Origin of the sequence: Autumnicola psychrophila, assembly GCF_031846645.1 — a bacterium.
GTDB lineage: Bacteria > Bacteroidota > Bacteroidia > Flavobacteriales > Flavobacteriaceae > Autumnicola > Autumnicola psychrophila.
Map to the genome: position 1 here is coordinate 77956 of NZ_JAVRHN010000008.1, position 26216 is coordinate 104171.

Here is a 26216-nt window from a genome sequence, read left to right on the forward strand (position 1 = left end):
TAATATTATAAATTAATAATAATAGTCATGGAAAAAGAGATAAAACGAAAGTACAAATTTCAGTACGCTGTTAAAATAATTTGCACCTCCCATATTCCCGGAACATCACAAACATCAGATGGTTTATTGCCGGGTGTTTATGAAACCGCGGTCAATATTCACAATCCTCATGATAAGGATATTAAGATTAGGAAAAAGATTGCCAACCCTTTGGAAATCACTAAATATAAATCGTCTGAAATAAAACCGGATGGAGTGGAACGCTTTGTATGCCGGAACATCCAGGATTTTGGGATCACATTTATTCATGGTTTTGAAGGTTTTCTGGTCGTGGAGAGCAATTTTAGTTTAGATGTTACTGCAGTTTATACTGCAGGAAGTACCGGAGGAAGTGTATCCAGTATAGCTGTGGAACAGATCAAAGAGCGCAAACTTTAAAAATGAAGTGTGCAGGTAGCCGAAACAAAAACGAGTTCAGCCGCTAATAAGGTTATTCAGAAAAAGCGGCAGCCTTTCTTTAATAAAGAAGGGCAGGATAGCTTTTTTCCAAAATCATCCTCGCACGAAAATTCTTTTTTTAGTCCGAAAACGATACAACCCAAACTTACCATTGGTCAGCCAAATGACAAATATGAAGTTGAGGCTGATGCTATGGCTGATAAGGTGGTGCAAAGACTAACCACCAGAGATGTACAAGCGAAAAACAGAATAGCGGTTCAGGCAAAACCCTTAGCCGCTTCAATTACCCCATTGATACAGAAAAAGTGTACAGCATGTGAACAGGGGGCTGAAAAACCCGGGATTGAAGAGGAGGATATAGTTCAGGAATCGCCATTAGAATTGCAGCGAAAACCAATTTTTGAAAGCAATGCTAATCCGTCGGATGACGAGAATAACATTCAGCGGAAGTGTGAAGCATGCGATAAAGAGGAAGAAGGAAAACTGCAAACAAAAGCTGAAGGAAGTGGAGGTAAAAGAACTACTGCATCTTTAGAAAGCCGGTTGAAATCCACAAAAGGAGGAGGTTCGGCTTTGCCCGAAGATATCCGTACACAGATGGAAAGTTCTTTTGGAATAAATTTCTCGGGGGTCCGGATACATACAAATAATTCGTCTGTTCAAATGAATAAGGAATTAAATGCTCAGGCGATTACTCATGGCTCTGATATTTATTTTAATACCGGGAAGTATGATCCCGAAACTACTACCGGCAAACATTTACTAGCGCATGAATTGACACATACGGTGCAGCAGGGAGAATCGATCCAAAAAAAGGAAGTTCCACAAATTCAAAGAGTACCGGCTACTGATGAAGAAAAATTAGTCATTAGAACCGCACTGGCTAATTTGGGTGTACGCATTGATGACGAGGACGCTCAGGTTATTCACGATCATTATCCCGATGGAATCACTCCTGAAAGGAGAATTGTTTTTGTGCAAATTGGCGGGGAAAATTATACTGCCATTGCACGTTTATCCTCAGTTCGACTAGGCGCTGTTGTAGCAATCCCGGGAGGAGCAGAAATATTTGTTTTTGAAATTGGCAAAGGTAGGGCGATACTTTTATCCTCGATCGGAGGACAGAGTATTATGTTGGATGCCGGAGCAGGAGGAGCGGTAAGATCCAATTCAACTGCAGCGAGAAGACTTGCTACGTTTGTAAATAATCTTACTACGTCCGGTTTGGCTGCGGTGCCACGTATGATTAAACTGAGCCATATGGATGCAGATCATTATAATGCGGTCTCATCCGTACTTAACCTTCCGCAAATGGGAGCCGCCGTGGTAGAAGTAACAAGACAGCAACTTATTCAGGCCATGTCCAGTGGAACCTGGAATACTATGAATGTGCAAATTGCTCCGGGACAAAGTATTGTTCAGTTAAATGTAACAGGTACCGGTATTGATGTTCGAAAATCAATAGTAGGAAATATGGAACTTACAGAGTTTCGCTCCAGAGGTGCACATGCAGCACTTAATACCCCGGGAGCTAAAACTTTTAATAAAAACAACACTAGTCCGGTAACGGTAATGAGGGATTTACGCAATAACAGTACTTATTTGTTTACGGGAGATGTTGAAGGAAGATTACTAAATGAAGTCGTTAATATGGTAGGAGAAAACGCGATGAGAAGAATTTTGGGAGGAGGTGCCCGTAATCTGACTGGTGTAGAATTTCCCCATCATGGAGGTGCTGTAAATAGAGGCCCGGATGTTGCAGGCATGACCAGGTTTTTACGATTGTTATTTGAATCCAGTAACGGCAGAACCAACTTTTTTACTCAAACAAGCCAGAACTTCTCAACCTCCGAAAGTGCTTCTATACGGTATTTGGATACGGCACAAATCCCTGTAGAAAGGATTATGGATAACCCCGGGGAAACTACAGGTGTGCGGCAAATCAGCAGGGGGGTAAATAATAGAATTGTACTTAACGGAAATCAGATTGCAAGTGTAATCGCTATGGGTAACACCAATAGCAGTACAATAATGGAAGCCTATCAATTAAGAGATAGAATATTAAACAATTCAGATACGCTGAAGGCCATGGAGTCTACTTTTAGGCTGGTACCTGGACAAGGAGCTAATTTATCATCTGCCTTAGGTTCTGCGCGCTCAGAAATAGAAACACATAAAGGTAGTCTCAGCAACCGTCTTAATACATTCTGGGGCGAACTTGCAACTGCGGCCCAAACAACGGGCATGAGAGCTTCAGCTAATACTGCACAACTTTCTACTGAGGTAAATAACATACAAACCACAATAAGATCAGTTAATTTAGAAGGTATAGAAAATTCAATTGCTTTGATTAGAGATGGAATTAACCTGATGGGCCGGGTATTTTTGAATACCCTGGAAATGCAACAGGCAATCCGTGAAAGAAACCTGGCTGGAATGAATACATTAAAAACGGAACAAAGGCAATTGGTTCGTCAATTAATGAGAGATGCAAGGGTAGAATTAGGAGCCACTGAATATAATAGACAACTAAGAAGTGCCTGGAGAAGCACTAGAGCTGAATGGAATCGTAATTATGTGCAGAGAGTTGCCAAAAGGATGGGAATTAGTGAAGCCCAAAGCCGAAAAATAGCCTTTCGTTCTCAACTGGCCATCAATCTTTCAAGACAAATGCAACTAAACAATCTTGCCAGAAGGGCTCAGGAAGGTCAATTAGGGGGAACTGCACCTGTGGCTATGCGCTCGCGTGTTGGTGCGGGAATATTAGCTGCTATAGAATTGCTTCGTATAGGTTTTGAGTTTTATGATAGCTATCAAGCAGCAGAAGAATCCTCCGTACAAAGGGAACGAGAGGAAAGAATACAAGGATTACGAGAAGTATACTGGTGGGAAGAGATGGGCATTAGACCTCAGATTAAATTGATAGGAGAAACTTTTTGGGGAAATCCTGTCACATTAAATATTTCAAGTGAAGAGGCATATAGAATTATTAATGAAGAAATACCTGAAAGTCAAAGACCTGATTATAAAAAAGTAGTGGTAGATAATGTTTACGACAGTGATCTTAAAACTGTAATTGCTCAATTTTATATCCGCTTTATGACTATGACTGACTGGATTGAAGCCATGGGTAATCCTGAATTGAATGATCGGAGAACCAGGGGTAGCAGTAATATTTGGTTCCTAAAAGAACCTGATGGTACCTGGCGCCTAAAACTTTGGAATTCTGCAGAAAATGAATATATGCTGTATCGAAAAAACGTGATTGACCAGCCACTGAACAAACTATTAAATCATTTAAGTAGGGTTCAGGATGATAGTTTTAATGAACTGAAAACAGAACATGCTGAAGAAGGAACATTTACTATTTCAGATACTGCTTGGTTTGGAGTAGATAGGAACGCTTTTGTATATAATAGTTATGGTAATCCACAGGAAATAGATTTTGAAGGATTCAGACCTACGTTTGTAAAACGCCATACCACTGATTTTGCCTATAGGGTTAGGGGACAGATGGCATTAGTTCAGGCAGCAAACGCAGAAACTTATCGTCGCCTTGCAAGATACTATTGGGTTGTGGAAAGTAGGCAAACTTATATAGACAATTCTGGTGTTCATCATAGTTATTCTATCAATCCAAATTTCAATGGATATGCATATGTTCCTAACGAAGATCTAATCCAGAAAGATGCTCCAACTATTCAGAGAAAAGAGTTGAAAGACACTGAAACTGCATCGAATCTTCCCCCCGGAGTACAAAGGAATAGTACTTCAGAATTAGCTGAGCTTTAATATTTCAAAATAATGTAAAAAAAATTATTTAACCATTACCTGAAAAAATAAAATGTTATACTAAAAACTCCTCATCATGGCAACAAATCAAAAATATACACCCAGCAAAGCCCATAAATGGAATCGTCTTGTATGCGATGCACTGCATTATATAGCAGCACCACCAACTATAGCCTCACGTGCATTGTCCATGGTGCATACTGCTATGTATGATGCCTGGACCAATTATAATGATGGAGGTTGTGAGGTAAGTACCACCACGGGCAGTCGTTTTAAACAACCAGATAGCGCTTGTATCTCTGAACACAGGGAAAAAGCTTACAGCCATGCTGCCTATACCGTCGCACAGGAACTTTTCTGGCTTAAATTACCTCCTGTGCAAAAATCGATTTTCCGGGATTTTATGTGTGATTGTGGATATGATCCTGATGACCGAAATTTATCTCCCGATAATCCTGCCGGTATAGGCAATCTCTCCGGAAGGTTAATTTTAGAATGCCGTATGGGAGATTTTTCCAATCCATTTGGAACCTTAAAGGAAGCAGCTTATTCCGATTATTGTGCGTATCACCCATCCAACCCTCCCTTGCCGCAGTCGGCAAAATATTATGATCGATGGCAACCACAATCTATAAATCATAAACCACAGGAATTTCTTACTGCACATTGGGGATTGGTAAAGCCGTTCGCTTTAGCCTTGGGCGGCCAATATCGACCTCCAGCCCCAATACCTTCTAATGAGGAAGGTTTTGAAAAACAGGCCCAGATAGTGGTAGATTACAGCGCCAATTTAAGCGATGAAGAAAAAATGATCGCCGAATTCTGGGCAGGAATGCATGAGGAAAAATTTAAAGATGCGGTATATGATAAAGAAGGCCCCTGGGCCTCACCACCGCAACAACTCTGCAGACAGGGTCGATATTTGTCCAGAAAGTATACCCATAAAAATGCCTTCGACATTAAAATGTTCTTTGTGTTAACAAATGCACTACTGGATGCGGGAATTGCGGCCTGGGATTGTAAATACCATTACGATTATGTTAGGCCGGTGAGTCTGGTTCAACATGTTTTTCATGGGAAGACTATAAAAGCCTGGGCCGGACTGTGTGAGGGAGCAAAAGAAATTGATGGTGCAAACTGGAAACCTTATATACCCTCCCCACCATTTGCGGAATACGTATCTGGTCATAGTACTTTTAGTGCGGCAGCCGCAGAAGTATTATCAAGTTTTTGTGAAAGCAGGAATTATGGTGAATCGGTAGTAATTCCGAAAGGAGGTTCTAAGGTTGAACCGGGTTGTACCCCTTCTGAAAATGTAAAACTGGAATGGCGTACGCTACAGGATGCAGCAGACCAGGCCGGGATCTCGCGCTTGTTTGGCGGAATCCATTTTCATGCCGGTGATAAGGAAGGCCGAAAACTGGGTAATAAAGTAGGTTGCGCTGTTTGGGATAAAGCCATGCAATATTTCAATGCTGAATTAGGATAATAAATCCCAACTTAAGCTGTAGAAAATGAACAATTAAAATGAAGATGATGAAAGGAAATTTTAAAAGTCGCCGTCATAGAAATCCGCATAAGCATGGAGAAAATGAAAAGAAAGCCAGCCCTTTCTTTTCCAATGACAATCACACACCCTTCTTTAACGCCGGAATTCAAACAAAACTTTCTGTAGGAAAACCAGGAGATAAGTATGAGAAAGAAGCAGATCACATGGCTGATTCTGTAGTAAAACATTCCAAATCGAAACCTCTTATTCAAAATAAGGAGATAGGCAGCGTTCAAAGAGAATCCCTGGCTTCGCCACAGGAAGATGAAAAACTGGGTACCGCCGAACAACGTATGGAAGAAGATAAACTTGTGCAGGAAAAGCCAATGATTCAGAAAGAAGAAAATCAGGAAGAGGAAGAAATGCTGAATATGAAGGAAGAGTCGGGAGAAAAGGAAATGATCAGCAAGCAGGATGAAGAGGAAGAAGTAGCAATCCAGGAAAAGTCTGATAATCCTTCGCAAGCTTCCCCTCAAAATATGCCGCAACAGCTAAAAAGTAAATCAGGTAAGGGTAAAAGCTTATCCAAAAATATTAAAGCAGAGATGGAATCTTCTTTTGGAACCGATTTCAGGGATGTAAATATTCATACTGATAAAGAGGCGGTAGATATGAACAAATCCTTGAATGCACAGGCGTTTACTTATGGCCTGGATGTGTTCTTTAATTCGGGAAAATATAATCCCGGTTCTACAAAAGGTAAACATCTTCTGGCTCATGAATTAACGCATGTAGTTCAACAGAATGCTTCAAAGAAGATCCAGAAGGAAGCAGAGACAGATGCTACCGGAAATTACACGAATAATTATATTTTTAGGCAAAATTCCTTTTTCAGAAGAGTGAGAAGAGCAGTTTCTGATGGTCCTTTAACCGATGAGGAAATCACCGATTTAAAAGCAGATGCTATTCAAAGAAATGGAACTGTACAACATGCAGAACTCCTACTAATGGCAGCCATGAGAAACCCAGTAAATGTAGCGGTATTAAATGCCCATACTACCGGTAATTTGATTATTTCTATGACTGCTATCTCTACCGCAGATCGTGATCATGTGATGAACGTTGGTAGGGAAGCGGTTCCCCTGGATATACAGTTACTGAGGTTTAGAAGATATATGGCTGAACTTGGACTTAGTCCTGAAAGTACTGCTGCTCTTGATTCTGAAGTTGGAATAAGAGTATTTCAGGAAATACAGGCTGCCGGGGGGAATTCCTTTAGAAACCAGGCCGATAAAATCTCAGTTCACCTAACTTCAGGTTCAACTGTGGCATCTGTGGAAGTTCTCACATCTATGCTTAATGCCGCCTCAGAAAATACGGCTGGAGATAAAGTTATGGCCGGGATCGCATATATTGTAGCTAAGGAATATAATCATCCTATGGCCTCCAGGCTTCTACATGGCAGTCTTAAAGTAGATGCGCTCATCCCTTCCGTTTACCGCAGATTACTAGGTGGAGGCGATGCTCAATATCAGTATTCTACAGATAATGACTTAAGCAAAGCGGATACCCTATATCTTCCAACTAATCTAGATTTATTTCAAATCATGGACAGAGCTCTTATCATACACGAGCTTACACATGCAGAAGATGATTTTAGCTCTCAAACTGAGAGAAGCGTTAACAGTATAGATCTTGAAATGAATGCTTATCGGGCTCAGAGTAAATATATTATGGATCAGATAAGAGCTTATCCATCCGGTACTGTTCCGGGATTGGTTAGTTCAGGTTCAGAGTTAGCCAATAGTGACCCAACGCATTATTGGGGATATATATCTGCGGCGAAAGTTAATACTGCTATTTACAATACTGTATTAAATGAGATTTTAACCACACCTCCCACCTCGAAAACCTCCAGTGAAGTAACTATTGATCTTGGGAATTCCATAGCAGTTATTGATGCAAATTTGAGAAATGCTATAGTAAATTTAAAGGATTCCCGCGGCAGGAATTTGTACAACCCCGCTTCTAATACGCGACTTGAAGGAGCATCAGGTCATTTTTTCCATTGAATGACTATGGTTCTGGCATAATATGTTTAAATAATGAAAGATCTATTAGAATTTAAATACCTCGAGGAATATCTCCAGTATCGGTTGGAAAGTTATTTTAATGGAAAAAGTAATACAATCGAACCTGAAATTCCTGCTTATTCGAAGTGGTTTATTCATGTACCAGAAGTAATCAAACAAGCCAATTTGAATAAATCGGAAAAGACCTTGTTATTATTAACGCTGTGCCCCCAGATAGATGGTAGTTTATTAGACCGGGTTATCCAGGATAAGCTGGCTTCCACAGGAGATTTCCCTCAAATAGGAGGCGTAAGGGGTAAAAATTTCCGGGGTTTCCTGCCTACTGGAGAAACAGCTCTTTTTCTTTTGGCTGGTAAAAAATTTGAGAAAAGACTGGAAGTGTATAATTATTTTGCATCAAATCATTTTTTTGGTCACAATCAACTGCTTTGGTTAGAGGATGCTCCGGAAGGTGAACCCATAATGAGTGGTAAACTGGTGATGTCTCCAGAGTATGTAGAGATGTTTTTATTGGGGGAGATTAGTAAACCCACTTTTAGCATGAAATTTCCTGCTCAATTAATCGAAACTGAAATGGAGTGGGAAGATCTCGTTTTAAATGCTGAAACCAGTGCCCAAATTCAGGAATTAAAGGCATGGACCCTGCATGGCGATGTATTGTTATACGACTGGGGAATGCATAAAAAACTAAAACCCGGATATCGGGTTTTACTCCATGGCCCTTCCGGAACTGGAAAAACCTTAACTGCAAGTTTACTGGGAAAATATACCGGGAAAGATGTGTATAAGATCGATCTTTCCATGGTAGTATCTAAATTTATTGGAGAGACAGAAAAGAACCTGGCTAATCTTTTATCTAAAGCAGAGAAAACCGAAGGTATCTTATTTTTTGATGAGGCCGATGCACTCTTTGGTAAACGTACTAATGTACGGGATGCCCATGATAAATATGCAAACCAGGAAGTATCTTATTTATTACAACGCATTGAGAATTATACTGGATTGGTCATTCTGTCTTCGAATTTAAAAAGTAATATTGACGATGCGTTTGTACGTCGTTTTCAGGCGATCATACATTTCCCTTTTCCTTCTTTTTCTGAACGTTTGGAGATATGGAAAAAAGCTTTTCCTAAAAAAGTTCGCTTAGATAAACAGGTAGATCTTTCCCAATTGGCCCAGAAATATGAACTTGTAGGAGCAGAGATTATGAATATAGTTCAATATGCCTGCTTGCGTGCCTTAGCTGACCAAAAGAAGACGATCATTTCAAGATATTTAATTGATGGGATTCAAAGAGAATTTAAAAAAGGCGGTAGAATAATGAGGTAGATTTTTAACTCTGTAATATAGATAATAAAAGGAAGTTGGGAAGGCAAGAACTAAAACAGTAAAGGTCAGATTGGATTAAAAGCTGCCGTTATATATAGAAAAAGGAAAGGTTGGCAGGTTTTTCGTATGTCCAATCTTTAAATCATAATAGAATAAAATATACTACGCTATAAATCAGTGCCCTATGATTTTTTTGTTTAAATTTAAAGTAGCGTAAAGGCCATGATTAAATGATCTGGTTAATGCGTAGATTTTTCGAACTGTTCATTTAGATCAGTAAAGATCCGGAGGGTAATCTTCGTGAGAACCCTCCTTTTTTAGGCCCGAAAAAAAAGTTTATGCATATAATTTTTCAATATCCAATAGTTGATTTAAGGGATATAGTTCCCGGCAGCAATGGTAGGCTACAAAAACCCGGCTGGCCTAATCCATCAGAAAGTAAGAAACCATTTGTAAGTGGTTTCGGAAAGGTTAAATCGCGTAATTCTGGTGGGAGCGAATATTTCACAGGGGAAGCATATTATTGCGAAGCCCGGTCTGCTATTAAATTTAAAGAACTTCAACATCAAGGGTTTCCAGAGGGGCTTTCAACTCCAGTTTCTATTTTCAATAGTTATCGAAGATATTACAATGATGGTCATTTTGTAGGCAAGGTAGAAATAGGTTTGATCGACAATCTTGAAGAAATTATTCGAAATGACCCAAATGATGAGGATATTCCAATTAGCGCAATATTAGATTACTATGCGAATTTGGAAGCCTTTGTAGGAGATAAAACCGTCAAATTATATAAAGCTGGAATTCCTTTAAAAGCAAGATATCAACAAGAATCAACTTCAAAGAAAAAGCATGCTGAAATAAACCCTGATTATGTTCAATCTGGGGAAATAACAATTCTTCTTATTTATACCAGGCATGAGCGGTTAAAAATACCTAATAGGTCATTTCCTCTGGAAAATATTGAATTGACCAATGATAACGGAAGTATAGAATTACAAGGATATAAATTAAAACAAGATGGATATAATATTAAGGTTTGGCTTATAAAGCTACCTTCGGAATTTCGTTTAATGCCTCAAAGAGATAAGAATATTGTAAGGGGTCTCAGAATGAACCTCCTTCGTATCCACCTGGAAAAAGAAACCATTAAGATTTTGCTTAGTGCGATACAATCTGGACAAATAGAGATTAAAAAAGGCAGTTCGGCAGCAAAACAGGTAAATACTTATTTTAAAAGGACCTCTGAAAAGTTGTTTCGAAAATCTCGTTTTGAGATTGAACAGAAAAACCTGCTGGATTATGCTTTACAAAGTGAAAAAAGTATTGCCAAGGGTAGTTTTATTGATTTAAAAGAAAATATAAGCTACTTTCAGGATCAGTTTATGTTAGAAAATCTAGAGAAGCTAGTGGGAGGCATGGCTAAGAAACCAATTCTTTTTGTTTGCGCAAATCCCAGAGATAAAAACCCTTTTGATTTTGCCAAAGAGTTTAAAGATTTACAAGATAACCTCCAAAAGGGGATAGATAGAGAGCACTACGACCTACGGATAGAGCCTTCCGTTAGAAAAGACGAATTTGCAAGAATTCTTGATCGATATCAACCAATATTTCTGCATATGTCTATGCATGCTACTTTGGATGAAGGATTATACTTTGAGGGTCAAAATGGGCATTTACATCCAATGCCGGTAAAGGAATTTAAAAAGATTATAGAGCGATACAGTAAAAAAAACGGTTTAAGATTAGTTCTTATTAGCGCTTGTAACAGTAAGAAGCACGCAGAAGCTGTAAAAAAATATTGCGAGTGTGCTATTGGCACTATGGCTGTCTTTCCAGTTCCAGCCGCCTTACTTTATTCTAATCAATTTTATAATACTCTATTCAATGGTTATGATAAAGATCTGGAATATTGTCATACTGGCGCCATAGATGCTATCGAGTTTAAAAATCCAAAATTTCCTGATTTAAATTATAAGACTAAAAAGATTCCAGTCCATAAAATTCCAGTATTAATTAAAAATTATAATTATGTCTAAGGTTTTGAAGAATGCATTGTCCCAGTACGGATATAATTTAGTCGCCTTGCCAAAAGAAGGTATAGTTCCTCTATTATTATTGTATAAAAATAAAAAAGATGTAAGTTCCTCTGGGAATAACCTGGATAAATTATTTGCAATAGCAGATAGCCCGCCGCCAATTGTTTCAGAAAATAATACCACTCTTAGCCTTCAGCAAAATTCTACGGTTAGCTTCGATGGAAAAGCTGGGATAAATATTCTGGATTGGTTGCTTCATAAATTGAAGATGGGAAAACTCTCGGGAGAATTCAATATGAATCATATAAATTCACTTGAAATAAGTTATCAAAATGTACTGGAAGACCATGTTTCCCTTTTGGAGCTGGATAATTTTATCAGCGGATCTGAACCGGAAGTAGAACAATTCAATACTTTTAAGGAAAAGCTTAAAGATAGTGAGCTGTATGTTATTAATTCACTCCTCAAAAGTAATAGTTTTTCAATTTCAGCTCTAAATGGGAATGGTCAAAAAGTAGATTTAGAGGCAACTATTAAAGGAATAGTAGATGCTGATGTAAATATAGAAAGGTCTAAAAAGGATCACGTAGTATTGGAACATAAAAATGCAACCCCTATTGTTTTTGCCTTTAAAGCGCAAAGAATAATATACGATCACAAAAAATGGTGGCAGTTCTTTAAAAAAGGGGATGCTAAATTCCGAATTAAAGATGAACAGGATGTAGTATTAAAAGGTGATAGTGATTTTCCAACTCAAAGCCTCAAAAAAAATAACGAGCTCATTAATATCTAAGACACTATCCCGTATTTTATGCTATAGAAATAGAGTTTCCCTATTTAAATTTTTAGTGTGTTTACTTGATTTTATTCTCCTTCTTGCACACTATAAGGCCCGTTTCGAAATCCTCTTTTTCTAAAACAATGTAATGCCTCGTTTGGCTTTGAATCTGATAGCAGTATTAATCGATAATGTAAATAACATTATAAATGCTTTAAAGAGGGGGTAGAAAAAAGTTAATCTAACAAATCCGTATCCCTAATCCGCAACTTACGTTTCCTAACCGTTACTTGGTAAATAACAAATATAGGAACTATAATTTTGGAATGAAAATGGCTTATTTATTAAAAAGAAATATGCCAGCCTTTTTCGGTAAGAATCGACCCTACTCAATTTAACCTCCAAAGGTCTGGCATATTATTATATTAACTTTAAATCCTGCATAATATATATAAGATGGGGATTGGTGTTTGCGCTAAAATCTTCCCGTAGACTTTTTAGCCTTTTTTCAATAGCACTTTTACTATTGGGTTTAATATTCTCACTTTTCAGTTTTTCCTGAATTTCGTCCTGAGAGAAGCCCTCTGCCAAATACTTTACAATATTTATTTCAAAGTCGCTTAAGGTTAACAGGTTATTTTTGTTCAAAGTCTTTTCAATTGAAGGAGAATTATAGGTTTCACCTTTATCTAAATGTAGGATTGCTTCCTTTAATTCTTTTAGTCCGTGGCGATCTTTACACACATAAGCTTCTATATTTCCAGAATCCCATAAATCTTTTACGGTTTGCGGATGATCTTCTATTGAATTTACCAGGATCTTGAGGACCGGATTTTCAGATTTAAGGATGGCTATAAGTTCTTTTCCAGATTTGATCTTTTCTTCCCGGTGGTCCGCCTTGAAAGAAAGATCACAGATAAGTAGATCGAAAGGCTTTTCTTCCTGAGAGGCTTTCTTGGCTAAAAGCCAGGCCTTGTCGCAATACTGCGCATGTGCTACTTCAGGAATATTTAATTCTTCTAAAACAGATGCAACGGCATGGTTGATACTGTCCATATCTTCTGCTACTAATACTTTTTTAAACATGCCGAAATACTATATTGGTATCTGGATTAAAATTTTCAATCCCTTTTCCTGTTCGGTTTCAAATTTAAGTTTTCCTTTTATAGAAAAAATACGGTTTTCCATATTTCGGATTCCATTACCCGATTTTAGACTTTCCTTTGAAAGACCAACTCCATTATCAGAATATTGGATCTTTAGTAAATTCTTTTCTTCAGAAAAGATTAGCGCCACTAAACTGGCCCGGCTGTGTTTATTCATGTTGATCATCATTTCCTGTAAAACCCTGTATAAGACAATCTTTTTCTCGGAACTAAGTTTACTCTAATTAATACTTTCTTCACCACGCAAAATGAGTCGGATATTTTCTGAAAGGGAAGAACTAATAGTAGATATTAAGTGAGGTAAGTAATTTTCTCCCAAAGGAATACTACTATTCTCCCTGGAGATATTACGGGTGCGATTGTAAATATGATCTAGTTTATTCATGATGTCATTTGATGCAATTTCCTGCATTCCGCTCATTACATTATATACATCGTTAGCCAATTCATCGTGGATCTTTTTAGAAATCCTGGTCTCAGTGAGATGGATTTCCTGAATTTTTTCTTTTTCGTGGCGTTGTTTTAAATAATAAAATCCAAACCCGCTGCTAACCAGGATCAGCAATCCACCAAGAGAAAGAATTATGGTTTGATTTTTTAATTCTTCAGATTCCAGTTGTTGCTTGAAGGACTCAGCCTGGAGATCATCAATTTCCTTCTGTTTTTGTTCCTCATCAAGTTTAATTTTGGCAAAGAAATTCTTAGCCTTTAATTCAGCTGTTTTTAGACTGTCGTTTAAATGAAGGTATCTTCTGATGTATTTCTCAGACTCCCTTGGTTCTACAATCCCAAGAAGATTTTCCAGAGCATTTAATTCTGAAATTTTACTGTCATTTTTCCTGGCGGCCTCCAATGACATGACGGCATATTCTTTGGCCTGGACCCTATCCTTATTTGAGTAATAATCTGAAAGATGGTTGTAACTAGAGGTCAGGCCTTTTAGATCATTATTTTTCAACCTCATTTCCAGCGACGATTTAAGAGGAACTAACACATTGGCTGTTGAATCCCTGAGCCATTCAGTGTAGGCAAGATTGTCTATAAACCTGGCGTGCGATTCCTTATCAGCATATTCATTTTTGGAATTGATCAATTTGAGGTAATCAATTGCTTTGCTGAAATCGCCATTGTCTCTGTATGCCAGGGCCATGTTATTCAAAAAGGAAAGGCTGTCTTCAGTCGAGGTTGAATATTTTAAACCTGATTCGTAATTTGCTATTGCATCCTGGTAAAAGCCACGCTCACGATTTGCGATACCAATTTGGTTTAGAGCACTGCCTATATAAGATGAGTCTTTAGTCTTCTGTAAAAGGCTTAATGCGAGGGTAGCATTTTCCTGACTTCCAGTATAATCTGACATACTGCTCTGGGCATTCGCCATTTCCAGCGATCTTTTTCCAGCTCTCAGGCTATCTCCTATACTTAAATATAGGTTTCGGGATTTAAAGGCATTTCTGAATTGCTCTTTATAATTATTTAAATACTGATGGATTACTGCTTTACGGTAGTAGCCTAAAGCTTCAAAATATGTTTTTTGATTAATCCTGGCCTGTCTGATCATTTTTTCAGAATAAGCCATGGAGCTATCATATTCCTTAAGTTTGTTGAATGAGTAGATGATTCCATCCAAAAGGTAGTACTCTATAGTATCGTTAGTTATTGTTCCTAATCTAAGGCCTTCTTTAAAATGAACCAGCATTTTAGAAGGTTCCTTAGCATTAAGAGCTTGTTGAAAATATGCTTCTGCTGAATCTTCTTTAAATCCAGGAGGGTTGTTTTTCGTGCTTTTGCCACAACCAAGAATGATCAGAAACAGTATGGACAGTACTAGAAAGTGTTCGGGCAACTTCATAGGTGCGAAAATAGAAAAAGCTACCAAGAAAACCCCGACTATTGAAGCTTCACATTATTATTATCAACCGCCTTTTATGATAATAACTTTTGGTTCTATGACTGAAGGGGGAAATTTATAAGCGTATTCATGGTTTGTAAAATACTCCCCTTATTAAAATAAAAGTAGATTACCGGCGACAGTCTTTGACGTTTTGCCACACGTTTTATTTCCATTTAATAAATTTTGCAAAACCTGCCTTAAAATCGGACAATCTCCCGAAGGCAGAACATCTGTTGCAATATCTAAAGCATGAAATTTCAAAATATCTCTTTGAATTCTTTTCAATTATGAGCTACAAGATCCAGAACTATTTCTGGGGCAATATATTTTTTGGAAATCTTTACGAATATTAAAATCACCACTACGCAAATCAAAAAATACCAGAAGGATTTCAAAATCTGTTAAAAAATTGGATACTGCAGCTATGTATGGATTTATTGTTTCAGGGTGATGTGAGCCTAAACCAGAGTAGAATTGGTCCCCTTTTATTTGATATCAATTGATATTAAACGATATCATTAAAATTGAAAAACCCCGTAAATCCTGGGATTCCGGGGTTTTTGATTGAGTTTGATACTCAAAAAGTGGAGTCGGAGGGGTTCGAACCCTCGTCCAAACAAGCAATTCAGATGCTTTCTACACGCTTAGTCTTCGTTTGATTGTCGATGCAAAGCCGGCCGAAAACCACCAACCTTACACGTATCCTCGCTTAGATTTCAGAACTACATCAAGGCCCTGCAGTTCCTATATTTACTTTATCGGTGCCTCTGGTGTGGACGCCGTAAATCAAGGCTTCCACGAGACATCTTGGCTCCCTGCCTTGCAGGGACTAAGTGTAACCTACTGTAATTCGGTTACGCAGCCAAGGCGTAGTTATTCTCGCCGTTTAAAAAAGTGTGAAATATGAGATTTACGAGCTATATCCCAGCGCTCGACGTGCTTACAACTCAATTAGACTCGCTGTCAAAACCAAGTCGACCCCATTATGTAAAGAACTTATCTTCTTTATTGCATTTTTCATGCCAACCTTTAATCCTTTTAATAGTCTGGGCGTTGCCACTTTTCGCTTCCTTCGACAAGCTCAGGAGCTGTAGTGGCCGGGCTTTTCGCTTCAATCTTTTTATTCGTCATGCAAAGCATTCCTCACAAAAAGGATTTCCGATGCAATCCCTAACGCAAAGGAGAATGGTCAAATTTTCAATTTTCAGCAGTGCCATCTGGAAGATCTTTTCAGATAACTTGCCTATAAATGGAAATTTCAACATCTGGTTTTCATTCCATTTCGCAACACTAAGCGGAACTTATTTCAGCTTTTGTTGAAGAAATTCTGAAACCAGTTCAAAATTTGGGTCCACAGAAAATACAATATCATTTTTTCAAAGAAATCGGACAATATTCTTATCCGGGCCTGCAAATATACAGAAAATTAATCATTTTAAGGATTTCCGCTTTGCTAAAGCTCAAAAAGCTATGCGAAAATTAAACTTGTCGGTTTCCCAGAATCGAATGAAATTTATTTTCATCTTTGATTGAACTGAAAAAATTTTCCCCGAACGCTTTTCAGAATCGATGCCGAAAATGGCAATTTTCGACCTTCCACTTTTCTGATGGTAACTTTATTAGCATTTCACATTGATTGTCTGGACCACCCGGTTGGAACTCCTTAACGAATAAATTTCACTCATGTTTTGCTCAAAATTAAACTCCTGAAATATTCAATTCCACCGGTAAAAAGAATTCCGAGGCTGTAGGCCACCAGATCCCATGCAGAAAAGCTGCTTCCAAGAATGATCATTACGATTATTGGTGGCTGGTACTGCAAAACCTTTACAATATTGATCAACTGAAAGAATTCCACCGCAAAGGAGAATAGTAAAACGGCAATTAGAGCTCTAAAAACTGAAAGTTTGGTAACTGTCATTAAAAAGCAGTAGATTAAAATTACCACCAGGAAGTCCCCTCCATAGGGTCTCACAAAATCATCCTTTACCCATACGCCAATGACTATTTCAATAATTAGCAGTAAAACAAAAGAGACGAGATATGTTATTTTTGAATTTCTATTTATCCTCATCTGTTTGCGGAATCATTTTCTGAAAAGTAATATATAAAGCATTTAACTAGCCAGATGATATCTGCTTTTCCCCAAATCTGCCGTACTATCGAATCTTTATTTACAAAATATTCCATGTTGTATTTGTTAAGACTAACTTCCGGCAAAGGGAGAGCCGAAAAGGCCAACAGCTAATTCTGCCCAAATGATGAACAAGACCGCGAAAATGATTCCGCAGATGACAACTCGGTTTTTAGTGGTGGAAACTTTTCTCAGGACGAGGTCAATGAGAAGTCCTGTTCCCAGAAGTAATATCCCGACGACAAGGAAATCGAAAAGATCCCACACTACTTCATCGCTGAATTGCATAGCGATTAATGGAATTAGTAATAGTGCGCCAACTATTAGTACAATAAATAAAATTCTTTTAGTTTTCATAAATTAATTTTAGAGTTAAGTGAAGTACTTTGAAATTCAAAGTTTACGAATAAATTTTTTTATTTTCTTTTAATTTGCTTACCTGAGGAAAGAAGCTTTTCGAGAGCATCCAGGTGCTCCTGGAAAGCTTTTCGGCCTTCATCTGTTGCCAGATATCGAGTGTTGGGTTTACGATTAATAAATGATTTTTCCACTGTTATATATTCTTGTTTTTCCAATGCTTTAGTGTGGCTTGCGATGTTACCATCTGTTGCGCCCAGAAGTTCTTTCAGCGTTGTAAAATCAGCAGCTTCATTCACCATAAGAATGCTCATAATTCCCAGCCTGATGCGGTGATCAAAAGCTTTATTTATGTTGCTGATTATATTCTTCATTTAAGCCTGTTTTCGCTCGTATTTGTTATACATCACAATACCATAGATAATATGGAAAATTCCGAAACCAAGAGCCCAAAAATAAAGTCCGTCGCCAATAAATTGCGTGGCGATAAGACCAAGAAGCACGTTAGCATACCCCAGCGACCTTAAATCTCCAAAGGTGTATTTACTCGCGTGGATAAGGGCCAAACCATAAAAGAGTAGCATGGCAGGAGCAATGAGCCCTATAAGATCGTTCTGCAATAGAACCAGGCAAAACAGTCCGCCAGCACTTAAGGGCGCAAAGAAATTAATAAGCAATCTTTTGCTGGTGCTGTCCCATATTTTCTGATTGTTCTTTTTGGCTTTTCGGGTAGTAAGAACGATGGCAGTGGCAATAGCAAGCACCAGGACACAAATGGCAATAATTATCAGATTTATTCTTAAATCAGGATCTTTTACATCAACATTTAAAGAGTTATAGGCCTCTCCATAAAAGCTGCCGTAGCTGGATAAGAGGATTTTCGCAACTACGGCGCCAATTATCGCGTATATACCTGCGAATACTCCGGCTAAGCCGCTAAGAGAAATAAATCGTGAAGAGCGGCTCATCATTTCCCTGATCTCATTTAGATCATTCAGATACTTTTTGTTTTCCATCTTAAAGTACTTTGAAATACAAAGTAAAACATTATATTTTATTTATTCTTGTTTTTTCAGAAGAATTTATTCTGTACAGGTAAGTTAATTTTCTTTAAGAAAATTTAATATGCAGACCGGAATTTTCCTCTTATTTTTCTGGTCCCTACCAATGAAAGTCAGGACAATGAGATTAATTACTTACAATATTAAATATGCCAACGAGAATGATGGCGAAAACAGCTGGTCAAAACGGAAAGAGGCGCTAGCGAGCCTTATTCGATTTTATGAACCTGATCTGCTGCCGCTACAGGAGGCAAAGAAGGAACAACTGGATTATTTTCAGGCTAACCTAAAGCAGTACAATTATTTGGGAGTTGGAAGAAATGATGGAAAAGCCGAAGGAGAATTTACTGCAATATTGTACAACACTGCAAAGTTTGATGTTTTGCAGAACAATACTTTCTGGCTTTCCGAAACTCCTGAAGAACCATCCAAAGGTTGGGATGCTGCTTATCCGCGAATCTGCACGTATGCGCTGTTCCAGGAAAAGGAATCTAGCAATAAATTCTGGCATTTCAATACACATTTCGACCATAGGGGGGACAAAGCACGTGAAGAAAGTGCAAAACTTCTTTGGCAGAAAATCGAAGAGGTAAACCGGAAAAATTTTCCTGTAATACTTACAGGGGATTTTAATCTGGAACCTGATTCCAATGGCATCAGGTTTCTTTCCGGAAAGTTGAATGACAGCAAAACGATTACTAAAGAACCTGCTTTTGGTCCGGAAAAAACCTTTAACGCATACGATTATGGTAAAGCTCCAATCTCACGGATTGATTATGTCTTTACCTCAAAAGGAGTAGAAGTGTCAAAATACGGGGTGCTGAACAATTCTTACGAACAAAAATATCCTTCAGATCATTTTCCGGTAATGGTGGAGCTTCAGTTAAAGTAATTATTCAAATCAGGCGGCCCTTTAAAAACGCCAATTTTCGGCATAAATAGGAATTATTTACTGCCTCGGCTTGTTTTTATACTGCTGAAAACGTGTGCTAATTATCCACTTATTCAAAAACCTAGTTTTCATACATAATAGTAAATAGAACATTTTGAATTTATAGTCCCTTTACCTTTCCTTAACCATCTTAACCTTTCCTTTAGGCCATTTAACCTTTTCAAAGCCCACTAGCTCCATATTTCGTGGTTATTTTGATCTATGGAAAAAAATCCTGTTCCTTACCTGTTTTCAATTTTAGTTATTGATGAAATGTTAGAAGTGTGGGACATAGGGAGAACTAAAGGCCAAATTTATGACGCTGATTAATAAAATTATTGTTTTACTTAAAAAATGTTACCCTCGGTGTTCTTTTGGATTGTTGATTTCTTTTTTATTTTTCAGTAATTCCTTACCCTTGCTTTCCCAGGAAACCCTTACAGATATAAATATCGAAGAAGAAATTGAAGTTAATGAGATAAATGTGCTACAGGATCGAGTATCGGTATTTGTAGATTGTAACTCGTGTGATGGTAGTTTTATTCGCCAACAGATAGATTTTGTAAACCATGTTCGTGATCCACAATTGGCAGAAATTCATATATTTATTACAAGCCAGGGTACTGCAAGTGGTGGCGAAACTTTTACACTTTCCTTTATAGGGCAGGAAAGATTTAAGGAGATGAATACTACTCTTACCTATACCTCAATACAAACAAATACACGGGAGGAAGAAAGAATAGGTCTCAATAAAATTATCAAATTGGGACTGGTGCCTTATATTGTAAAGACTTCACTGGTAAATTCTATAGACGTGGAATTTAATGCTCAACCCGTGGAAAGCAGGCCGCAAAATGATGCATGGAATAATTGGATTTTTGAAGTTTACGGAGGAGTAAATTTTGACAAAGAAACTAGCAGGGGATCTCTGGATATTAGATATGGCTTCTATGCCGATTATGTTACGGAAACCTGGCGTATAGGCATGAGACCTTTTTTTAATTATAATCAGGAAACCTATGTGAAAGATGGGGAGGATGTTCGCAGTATTTTGCACCGGGATGGTTTTGATGGAAAAGTAGTACGGAGTATAAGCAATCATTGGTCGCTGGGAGCCTTTTTAGATATTGATTCCAACTCCTTCGAAAATCTGGACTTAGAATACAGGATTGCTCCTGCAATAGAATATAGTCTGTTGCCATATAAAGTGGCTCTTCGTAAAGAATACACAATAGCTTATAGTGTAGGATACCTGTATCGTGATTATATCGAAGAAACTATTTTTGGGCAATTAGATGAAACCCTCTATAATCAGTCTCTAAAATTTGAAGTGCGCGTTTTACAACCCTGGGGCTCGGTAAGAGCAGGTCTGGAAGGATCTAATTATTTTCATGATTTCAGTAAAAACAGGATTTCTTTTGAAGGTAACCTGTCAATACGGGTGTTCAAAGGGCTTTCTTTCAATTTCTCTTCCGATTATGATTATGTACAGGATCAATTATCTTTACCAAGAGGGGATGCCTCCCTGGAAGAGGTCCTCCTGGGGCAGAGGCAATTGGCTACCTCCTATGGATTATCCCTTTCTGCCGGTTTTAGTTATAGCTTTGGGTCTATTTATAATAATGTCGTAAACACGCGGCTATAATTCAATTATTGAAATAGAATGGGTTGAAATTTCAGCTAGAATCCGTTTATAGTCTTTCTAATCGCCACAAGATGGCTCAACAAATTTTCCAAATGGTCCAGGTGAAGCATATTTGCACCGTCACTTTTGGCATTTGCAGGATCAAAGTGCGTTTCCATAAACAAACCATCCACTCCGGTAGCAATTCCCGCCCTGGCAATAGTTTCAATCATATCAGGACGCCCACCGGTTACTCCGCTGCTTTGGTTGGGTTGCTGCAGAGAATGTGTAACGTCCAAAACCGTAGTGGCATACTCTTTCATGGTAGGGATGCCTCGAAAGTCCACAATCATATCGCTGTAGCCAAACATCGTCCCACGATCTGTCACCATTACATTTTCGTTATTGCAGTCGCGGACTTTTGTAACAGCATGTTTCATGCTTTCCGGACTCATAAATTGTCCTTTTTTGAGGTTCACTGTTTTTCCGGTTTCGGCGGCGGCAACAACAAGATCTGTTTGTCTTACAAGAAAAGCCGGAATTTGCAGAATATCAACATATTCCGCAGCAAGAGCGGCATCATTAATTTCGTGAATATCGGTTATGGTGGGAACATCAAAGGTTTCGGAAACTTTTCTGAGGATCTTTAATGCTTTTTCGTCCCCAATTCCCGTGAAACTGTCTATCCTGCTTCTGTTTGCTTTCTTAAAAGAACCTTTAAAAACATAGGGGATTTCCAATTTGCTGGTAATTTCCACCACCCTTTCCGCTATTCTTAATGCCATCTCCTCCCCTTCAATAGCGCAGGGTCCGCAAAGCAAAAAGAAATTATTAGAATCTGTATTTTTTATTTTCGGGATAGTATTCAGCTTCATTTTATAAAAATTGAGAGTAAAATTTAATCTCCAGCGCATCAGAAAATTCAGAATTCCTGGAAAAATCTATTTAAAGATTTCTGAAGCAAAGATAAAATAAATTAAACTTTCTTTCTTCTTCCAGGGCAGTAGGATTAATTCTGAAAAATTTTCATCGTTTCTTATCATTTATGGTGTAGAAATTTGTCGTAAATTCACAGCAGTGACCGTAATAATTAGATAATGACTATCCAGGATATGTTTCTTCCCCAGCTTCAGCATGAAGCGGTATTAACAGAAAAATTTTTCAACCGAATCCCGCAGGATAAAATTGACTGGCGGCCTCATCCAAAATCGATGAGTTTTAAAGAACTCGCAAATCACATGGCCGAAATCCCAAGCTGGATCACTGCCACAATGGAGTTAGATGAAATGGACTTGGAGGCTTATAAAGCTCCCGACTTTGATACCGTTCCGGAAATAATTAAAGCTTTCAAGATTAATCTGACTCAGGCAGAAAATGCCCTGAAAAAATCAGATAAAGAATATGAAAAGACCTGGCGGATGCTAAAAAACGGAAATAAAATTATGGAAATGCCGCGTTTGGAAGTTCTAAGGGTAATGGTTCTTAATCAGCTTCCCCACCATCGGGCACAAATGGGTGTTTATTTCCGGTTATTAGAATTACCTGTACCATCCACCTACGGTCCCTCTGCAGATGAGCGATAATTGCCAAATTTAGAGATGGATCTGAGAACTGCTCATTATTTAATAAATAAATATCAAAATGTGGCTTATGAGTTTAGAAATTGATGCATTCTAGAGCTTTTTTGCCCCCTTTAAACCAAATTTGAGCAAAGTTTGCTTTTATAATAGCACAATGATTAGAATTTGTTCCTTTTAGCATCAAAATATAGTGATTTGATTTACAGTTTATTGCCCACGTGTAAAGGGAATGCCGAATTTTACAATTATCTCCCTTAAGTTTAGTAAATTCCTGAAAAATAGGTGTACATTTGCAGCCTTTTAAAACAGGCTTATATGACAGCTATCAGAAATATCGCAATTATTGCACACGTTGACCACGGTAAAACTACCCTGGTTGATAAAATCATGTATCATTGTCAGCTTTTTCGCGACAACGAAAATACCGGAGATCTTATCCTGGATAATAATGACCTTGAGCGAGAGCGTGGGATTACCATTACTTCCAAGAACGTTTCGGTTACTTACAAAGACACAAAAATTAACATTATAGATACTCCCGGTCACGCCGACTTTGGGGGAGAAGTAGAGCGTGTGTTGAACATGGCAGACGGAGTTTTGCTTTTGGTTGATGCCTTTGAAGGGCCTATGCCGCAAACGCGTTTCGTACTTCAAAAAGCGATTGACCTTGGCCTTAAGCCTTGTGTTGTAATCAACAAAGTAGATAAGGAAAACTGTACTCCCGAGGAAGTGCATGAGAAAGTTTTTGACCTTATGTTCGAACTTGGTGCTGAAGAATGGCAGCTTGATTTTCCAACCGTTTACGGTTCAGCTAAAAATAACTGGATGAGTGAAGACTGGAGAAATCAGACTGAAAATGTGGAGCCTCTTTTGGATATGGTTATAGAACATATTCCAGCTCCAAAAGTTGACCTTGAAGGATCACCTCAAATGTTGATCACTTCCCTGGATTTCTCTTCTTTTACCGGAAGGATCGCTATCGGCCGTCTTCAGAGAGGTACGTTAAAGGAAAATCAGCAGGTTTCCCTTGTTAAAAGAGACGGAAGCATTAAAAAGACAAAAATTAAAGAATTACATACTTTTGAAGGTTTAGGCCGTAGAAAGATCGAAGAAGTACAGGCAGGCGATATTTGTGCAATTGTTGGTCTTGAAGGTTTTGAAATTGGAGATACCGTTGCCGATATCGAAAATCCTGAAGGTTTGAAGACTATTGCTATAGATGAGCCTACGATGAGTATGCTTTTCACAATTAACGATTCTCCTTTCTTTGGAAAAGACGGAAAATTTGTGACTTCCCGTCATATTAAAGACCGTTTATTTAAGGAACTTGAGAAAAATCTTGCCCTTAGAGTTTCAGAGACGGATAGTGCCGATAAATTTATGGTTTTTGGCCGTGGTGTACTCCACCTTTCAGTTTTAATTGAAACTATGCGTCGTGAAGGTTACGAGCTTCAAATTGGTCAGCCACAGGTAATTATCAAGGAAATTGATGGAGTTAAATGTGAGCCTGTTGAAGAACTGACTATCGATTTACCTGAAAATGTTTCAGGAAAAGCGGTAGAAATGGTGACGATGAGAAAGGGTGAAATGTTAAGCATGGAAGGAAAAGGTGAGCGTATGGTGATCCAGTTTATTATTCCGTCCAGAGGTATTATCGGCTTGAGAAATCAGTTGTTAACGGCTACTGCCGGAGAAGCCATTATGGCGCACCGTTACAAAGAATATCAACCGCTAAAAGGTGGTATTCCTGAAAGACAGAATGGATCCCTGGTTTCTATGGAAAAAGGAAAGGCTATTCCTTATTCTATCGATAAACTTCAGGACAGAGGTAAGTTTTTCGTAGATCCGGGAGAAGATATTTATGAAGGTCAGGTAATTGGAGAAAACTCCCGTCAGGATGATATGGCGGTGAATATTACCAAGACCAAGAAACTTTCTAACGTACGTTCTTCAGGAGCAGATGATAAAGCGAAGATTGTTCCGGCGATTAAATTTTCACTGGAAGAAGCTTTAGAATATATTCAGAAAGATGAATATGTTGAGGTTACACCAAACCATATTCGTATCAGAAAAATTTTCCTTACAGAAAATGATCGTAAGCGTAACAAAATAATGTAACTGTTACATTGCAGTAGGCCGTCAACAGAGTTTTACTTCTTGACGGCCTTTTTTATACCCAAAAATCACATGGAAATATTAGAGATTTCAGTAACAGAATGGATAGGTTACCTTTCCTCTTTTTTCGTCGCAATTTCTTTCTTTATGAAAAATATCATAAAGCTTAGAATTGTAAACAGCCTGGGTTGCATCTTATTTATTATCTACGGAATTTTAATCGACTCCTGGCCGGTAATTATTACCAACGCTGTAATTGTTGGGGTGAATATCTATTACCTTTTCATAAATAAGAAGGACAGACCCGTTCCTGCAGATGAGGTCAAGCCGTAAAAAAGTTCCAGGTTAAAAAGTGAAGAAGTGAAAAAGTTCATCTTTTATTGTTCTCGACTGCGCTCGAACTGAAACCGACTCCGAACTGAAACCAAACTCCGAACTGCAAACAACGAACTAACTATAGTCGATAATTGGCATTTTTAAAGCCTCTCTTTTGCTTCGAAAATTGATCTAATTTTTGTCACATCTATCTTGTCGGGATGCCTTTTTAAAAACTTTAAACTCCGAACTCCGAACTCCGAACTCCGAACTCCGAACTCCGAACTCCAAACTTTTAAACCGTCTTCTGCACCACCTCAAAAACCCGTTGTCCGTCGCATTTCAGGGTTTTGGATGGATATTTTAGCAATAAAGCATAATCGTGTGTAGCCATTAAAATGGTATTTCCGTTTTTGCTTATTTCCTGAAGTACTTCCATTACTTCAACAGAGGTTTGCGGATCCAGGTTTCCGGTAGGTTCGTCGGCGAGGATTAATTCCGGATCATTTAAAAGAGCACGTGCAATGGCAACCCTTTGTTGCTCCCCACCAGAAAGTTGATAAGGATACTTAAAACCCTTACTTTTCATGCCTACTTTGTCCAGAACTTCGTCTATTTTGCTGTCCATCCCTTTTTGATCTTTCCAGCCCGTGGCTCTCAGGACAAAAAGAAGATTATCTTTTATATTTCTGTCCGTAAGTAATTTAAAATCCTGGAAAACCACCCCAAGCTTTCGGCGCAAATAAGGAATTTCCTTTTCTTTCAGCGTTCGCAGGTTAAAATCCACAATATGGCCTTCTCCTTCAGTTAAAGGCAAATCGCCATAAAGCGTTTTCATAAAGCTACTTTTTCCCGTACCTGTTTTTCCGATAAGATAAACAAAATCACCTTTGTTCACCGTCACGTCAACTTCAGAAAGGATAAGACTTTCACGCTGATAAATAGCTGCATTTTTTAATTCCAGAACAGGTTGGGACATAAATTGTAAAACTAATTAGGTTGTAAAATTATCTGTAAATATACATTTTTCAAAAAGTGGCGGTTTACTTTTTTTCATATTAAC

Annotated in this window: 21 protein-coding genes and 1 other RNA gene; 12 read left to right on the forward strand and 10 right to left on the reverse strand. The window is 38.1% G+C overall.

Annotated features, from left to right (window positions below; all coding sequences use genetic code 11):
- Positions 1-27 precede the first annotated feature (27 nt).
- From RM541_RS11615 to RM541_RS11645, 7 genes are all read left to right on the forward strand, one after another.
- Positions 28-438, forward strand: a complete 411-nt coding sequence (locus RM541_RS11615) for a hypothetical protein (RefSeq protein ID WP_311500318.1) — start codon at positions 28-30, stop codon at positions 436-438.
- Between the two features lie 9 nt (positions 439-447).
- Entirely contained in the window at positions 448-4251 is a 3804-nt protein-coding gene (locus RM541_RS11620) for an eCIS core domain-containing protein (protein WP_311500319.1), read from the forward strand.
- A 76-nt stretch (positions 4252-4327) separates the two neighbouring features.
- The gene (locus tag RM541_RS11625; protein WP_311500320.1) at positions 4328-5740 is read left to right on the forward strand and encodes a vanadium-dependent haloperoxidase; all 1413 of its coding nucleotides are present in this window, start codon (positions 4328-4330) and stop codon (positions 5738-5740) included.
- A gap of 38 nt (positions 5741-5778) precedes the next feature.
- Positions 5779-7812, forward strand: coding sequence for an eCIS core domain-containing protein (locus tag RM541_RS11630; RefSeq protein ID WP_311500321.1), 2034 nt, complete (start codon positions 5779-5781; stop codon positions 7810-7812).
- A gap of 33 nt (positions 7813-7845) precedes the next feature.
- Positions 7846-9162 carry an ATP-binding protein gene (locus tag RM541_RS11635; protein WP_311500322.1) on the forward strand — a complete coding sequence of 439 codons (1317 nt, stop codon included), beginning with the start codon at positions 7846-7848 and terminating at the stop codon, positions 9160-9162.
- A 338-nt stretch (positions 9163-9500) separates the two neighbouring features.
- Positions 9501-11198: a hypothetical protein gene (locus RM541_RS11640; protein ID WP_311500323.1), complete on the forward strand. Its 1698-nt coding sequence runs from the start codon at positions 9501-9503 to the stop codon at positions 11196-11198.
- Positions 11191-11991 carry a gasdermin gene (locus RM541_RS11645; RefSeq protein ID WP_311500324.1) on the forward strand — a complete coding sequence of 267 codons (801 nt, stop codon included), beginning with the start codon at positions 11191-11193 and terminating at the stop codon, positions 11989-11991. Before RM541_RS11640 ends, RM541_RS11645 begins: the two co-directional genes overlap by 8 nt.
- Positions 11992-12396: 405 nt before the next feature.
- Here the strand turns inward: RM541_RS11645 and RM541_RS11650 are convergent, their stop codons facing one another.
- The 8 genes from RM541_RS11650 to RM541_RS11685 form a co-directional block, all read right to left on the reverse strand.
- On the reverse strand, positions 12397-13062 hold the full coding sequence (locus tag RM541_RS11650) for a response regulator transcription factor (protein WP_311500325.1): 666 nt from the start codon (positions 13060-13062) through the stop codon (positions 12397-12399).
- A 9-nt stretch (positions 13063-13071) separates the two neighbouring features.
- Positions 13072-13299: a sensor histidine kinase gene (locus RM541_RS11655; protein WP_311500326.1), complete on the reverse strand. Its 228-nt coding sequence runs from the start codon at positions 13297-13299 to the stop codon at positions 13072-13074.
- A 63-nt stretch (positions 13300-13362) separates the two neighbouring features.
- Positions 13363-14994: an ATP-binding protein gene (locus RM541_RS11660; RefSeq protein ID WP_311500327.1), complete on the reverse strand. Its 1632-nt coding sequence runs from the start codon at positions 14992-14994 to the stop codon at positions 13363-13365.
- 624 nt (positions 14995-15618) lie between these two features.
- Positions 15619-16018, reverse strand: a transfer-messenger RNA (tmRNA) gene (gene ssrA, locus RM541_RS11665).
- Between the two features lie 699 nt (positions 16019-16717).
- Complete coding sequence (locus RM541_RS11670; protein WP_311500328.1) at positions 16718-17110, reverse strand: ribosomal maturation YjgA family protein; 393 nt, start codon at positions 17108-17110, stop codon at positions 16718-16720.
- 132 nt (positions 17111-17242) lie between these two features.
- Positions 17243-17527 (reverse strand): hypothetical protein, encoded by a 285-nt coding sequence (locus RM541_RS11675; RefSeq protein ID WP_311500329.1) that lies wholly within the window; start codon positions 17525-17527, stop codon positions 17243-17245.
- A gap of 59 nt (positions 17528-17586) precedes the next feature.
- Positions 17587-17901, reverse strand: coding sequence for a winged helix-turn-helix domain-containing protein (locus RM541_RS11680; RefSeq protein ID WP_311500330.1), 315 nt, complete (start codon positions 17899-17901; stop codon positions 17587-17589).
- Entirely contained in the window at positions 17902-18543 is a 642-nt protein-coding gene (locus RM541_RS11685; RefSeq protein ID WP_311500331.1) for a hypothetical protein, read from the reverse strand. It abuts the gene before it with no gap.
- 166 nt (positions 18544-18709) lie between these two features.
- Between RM541_RS11685 and RM541_RS11690 the strand changes: the two genes are divergently transcribed.
- Positions 18710-19480, forward strand: coding sequence for an endonuclease/exonuclease/phosphatase family protein (locus RM541_RS11690; RefSeq protein ID WP_311500332.1), 771 nt, complete (start codon positions 18710-18712; stop codon positions 19478-19480).
- A 457-nt stretch (positions 19481-19937) separates the two neighbouring features.
- Positions 19938-21164, forward strand: a complete 1227-nt coding sequence (locus RM541_RS11695; RefSeq protein WP_311500333.1) for a hypothetical protein — start codon at positions 19938-19940, stop codon at positions 21162-21164.
- A 35-nt stretch (positions 21165-21199) separates the two neighbouring features.
- On the opposite strand, the gene kdsA is transcribed toward RM541_RS11695, so the two are convergent.
- Positions 21200-22018, reverse strand: a complete 819-nt coding sequence (gene kdsA, locus RM541_RS11700) for a 3-deoxy-8-phosphooctulonate synthase (RefSeq protein WP_311500334.1) — start codon at positions 22016-22018, stop codon at positions 21200-21202.
- 222 nt (positions 22019-22240) lie between these two features.
- Between kdsA and RM541_RS11705 the strand changes: the two genes are divergently transcribed.
- The 3 genes from RM541_RS11705 to RM541_RS11715 all read left to right on the forward strand — a co-directional run bounded on the left by RM541_RS11705 (position 22241) and on the right by RM541_RS11715 (position 25171).
- Complete coding sequence (locus RM541_RS11705; protein ID WP_311500335.1) at positions 22241-22726, forward strand: DinB family protein; 486 nt, start codon at positions 22241-22243, stop codon at positions 22724-22726.
- Between the two features lie 312 nt (positions 22727-23038).
- Positions 23039-24841, forward strand: coding sequence for a translational GTPase TypA (gene typA / locus RM541_RS11710; protein WP_311500336.1), 1803 nt, complete (start codon positions 23039-23041; stop codon positions 24839-24841).
- Positions 24842-24910: 69 nt separating this feature from the next.
- Positions 24911-25171 carry a YgjV family protein gene (locus RM541_RS11715; protein WP_432264677.1) on the forward strand — a complete coding sequence of 87 codons (261 nt, stop codon included), beginning with the start codon at positions 24911-24913 and terminating at the stop codon, positions 25169-25171.
- A 277-nt stretch (positions 25172-25448) separates the two neighbouring features.
- Here RM541_RS11715 and RM541_RS11720 read toward each other — a convergent pair whose 3' ends face one another.
- Positions 25449-26132, reverse strand: a complete 684-nt coding sequence (locus tag RM541_RS11720) for a cell division ATP-binding protein FtsE (RefSeq protein ID WP_311494528.1) — start codon at positions 26130-26132, stop codon at positions 25449-25451.
- Positions 26133-26216: the final 84 nt, after the last annotated feature.

Bases quoted from the DNA above. Each gene is read 5' to 3' on its own strand.
- RM541_RS11660 (WP_311500327.1), bottom strand. From the start codon at position 14,994: ATGAAGTTGCCCGAACACTTTCTAGTACTGTCCATACTGTTTCTGATC.
- RM541_RS11655 (WP_311500326.1), bottom strand. From the start codon at position 13,299: ATGAATAAACACAGCCGGGCCAGTTTAGTGGCGCTAATCTTTTCTGAA.
- RM541_RS11685 (WP_311500331.1), bottom strand. From the start codon at position 18,543: ATGGAAAACAAAAAGTATCTGAATGATCTAAATGAGATCAGGGAAATG.
- RM541_RS11640 (WP_311500323.1), top strand. From the start codon at position 9,501: ATGCATATAATTTTTCAATATCCAATAGTTGATTTAAGGGATATAGTT.
- RM541_RS11720 (WP_311494528.1), bottom strand. From the start codon at position 26,132: ATGTCCCAACCTGTTCTGGAATTAAAAAATGCAGCTATTTATCAGCGT.
- RM541_RS11690 (WP_311500332.1), top strand. From the start codon at position 18,710: ATGAGATTAATTACTTACAATATTAAATATGCCAACGAGAATGATGGC.
- RM541_RS11645 (WP_311500324.1), top strand. From the start codon at position 11,191: ATGTCTAAGGTTTTGAAGAATGCATTGTCCCAGTACGGATATAATTTA.
- typA (WP_311500336.1), top strand. From the start codon at position 23,039: ATGACAGCTATCAGAAATATCGCAATTATTGCACACGTTGACCACGGT.
- RM541_RS11630 (WP_311500321.1), top strand. From the start codon at position 5,779: ATGAAGATGATGAAAGGAAATTTTAAAAGTCGCCGTCATAGAAATCCG.
- kdsA (WP_311500334.1), bottom strand. From the start codon at position 22,018: ATGAAGCTGAATACTATCCCGAAAATAAAAAATACAGATTCTAATAAT.
- RM541_RS11680 (WP_311500330.1), bottom strand. From the start codon at position 17,901: ATGAAGAATATAATCAGCAACATAAATAAAGCTTTTGATCACCGCATC.
- RM541_RS11715 (WP_432264677.1), top strand. From the start codon at position 24,911: ATGGAAATATTAGAGATTTCAGTAACAGAATGGATAGGTTACCTTTCC.
- RM541_RS11670 (WP_311500328.1), bottom strand. From the start codon at position 17,110: ATGAGGATAAATAGAAATTCAAAAATAACATATCTCGTCTCTTTTGTT.
- RM541_RS11635 (WP_311500322.1), top strand. From the start codon at position 7,846: ATGAAAGATCTATTAGAATTTAAATACCTCGAGGAATATCTCCAGTAT.
- RM541_RS11650 (WP_311500325.1), bottom strand. From the start codon at position 13,062: ATGTTTAAAAAAGTATTAGTAGCAGAAGATATGGACAGTATCAACCAT.
- RM541_RS11705 (WP_311500335.1), top strand. From the start codon at position 22,241: ATGACTATCCAGGATATGTTTCTTCCCCAGCTTCAGCATGAAGCGGTA.
- RM541_RS11615 (WP_311500318.1), top strand. From the start codon at position 28: ATGGAAAAAGAGATAAAACGAAAGTACAAATTTCAGTACGCTGTTAAA.
- RM541_RS11675 (WP_311500329.1), bottom strand. From the start codon at position 17,527: ATGAAAACTAAAAGAATTTTATTTATTGTACTAATAGTTGGCGCACTA.
- RM541_RS11625 (WP_311500320.1), top strand. From the start codon at position 4,328: ATGGCAACAAATCAAAAATATACACCCAGCAAAGCCCATAAATGGAAT.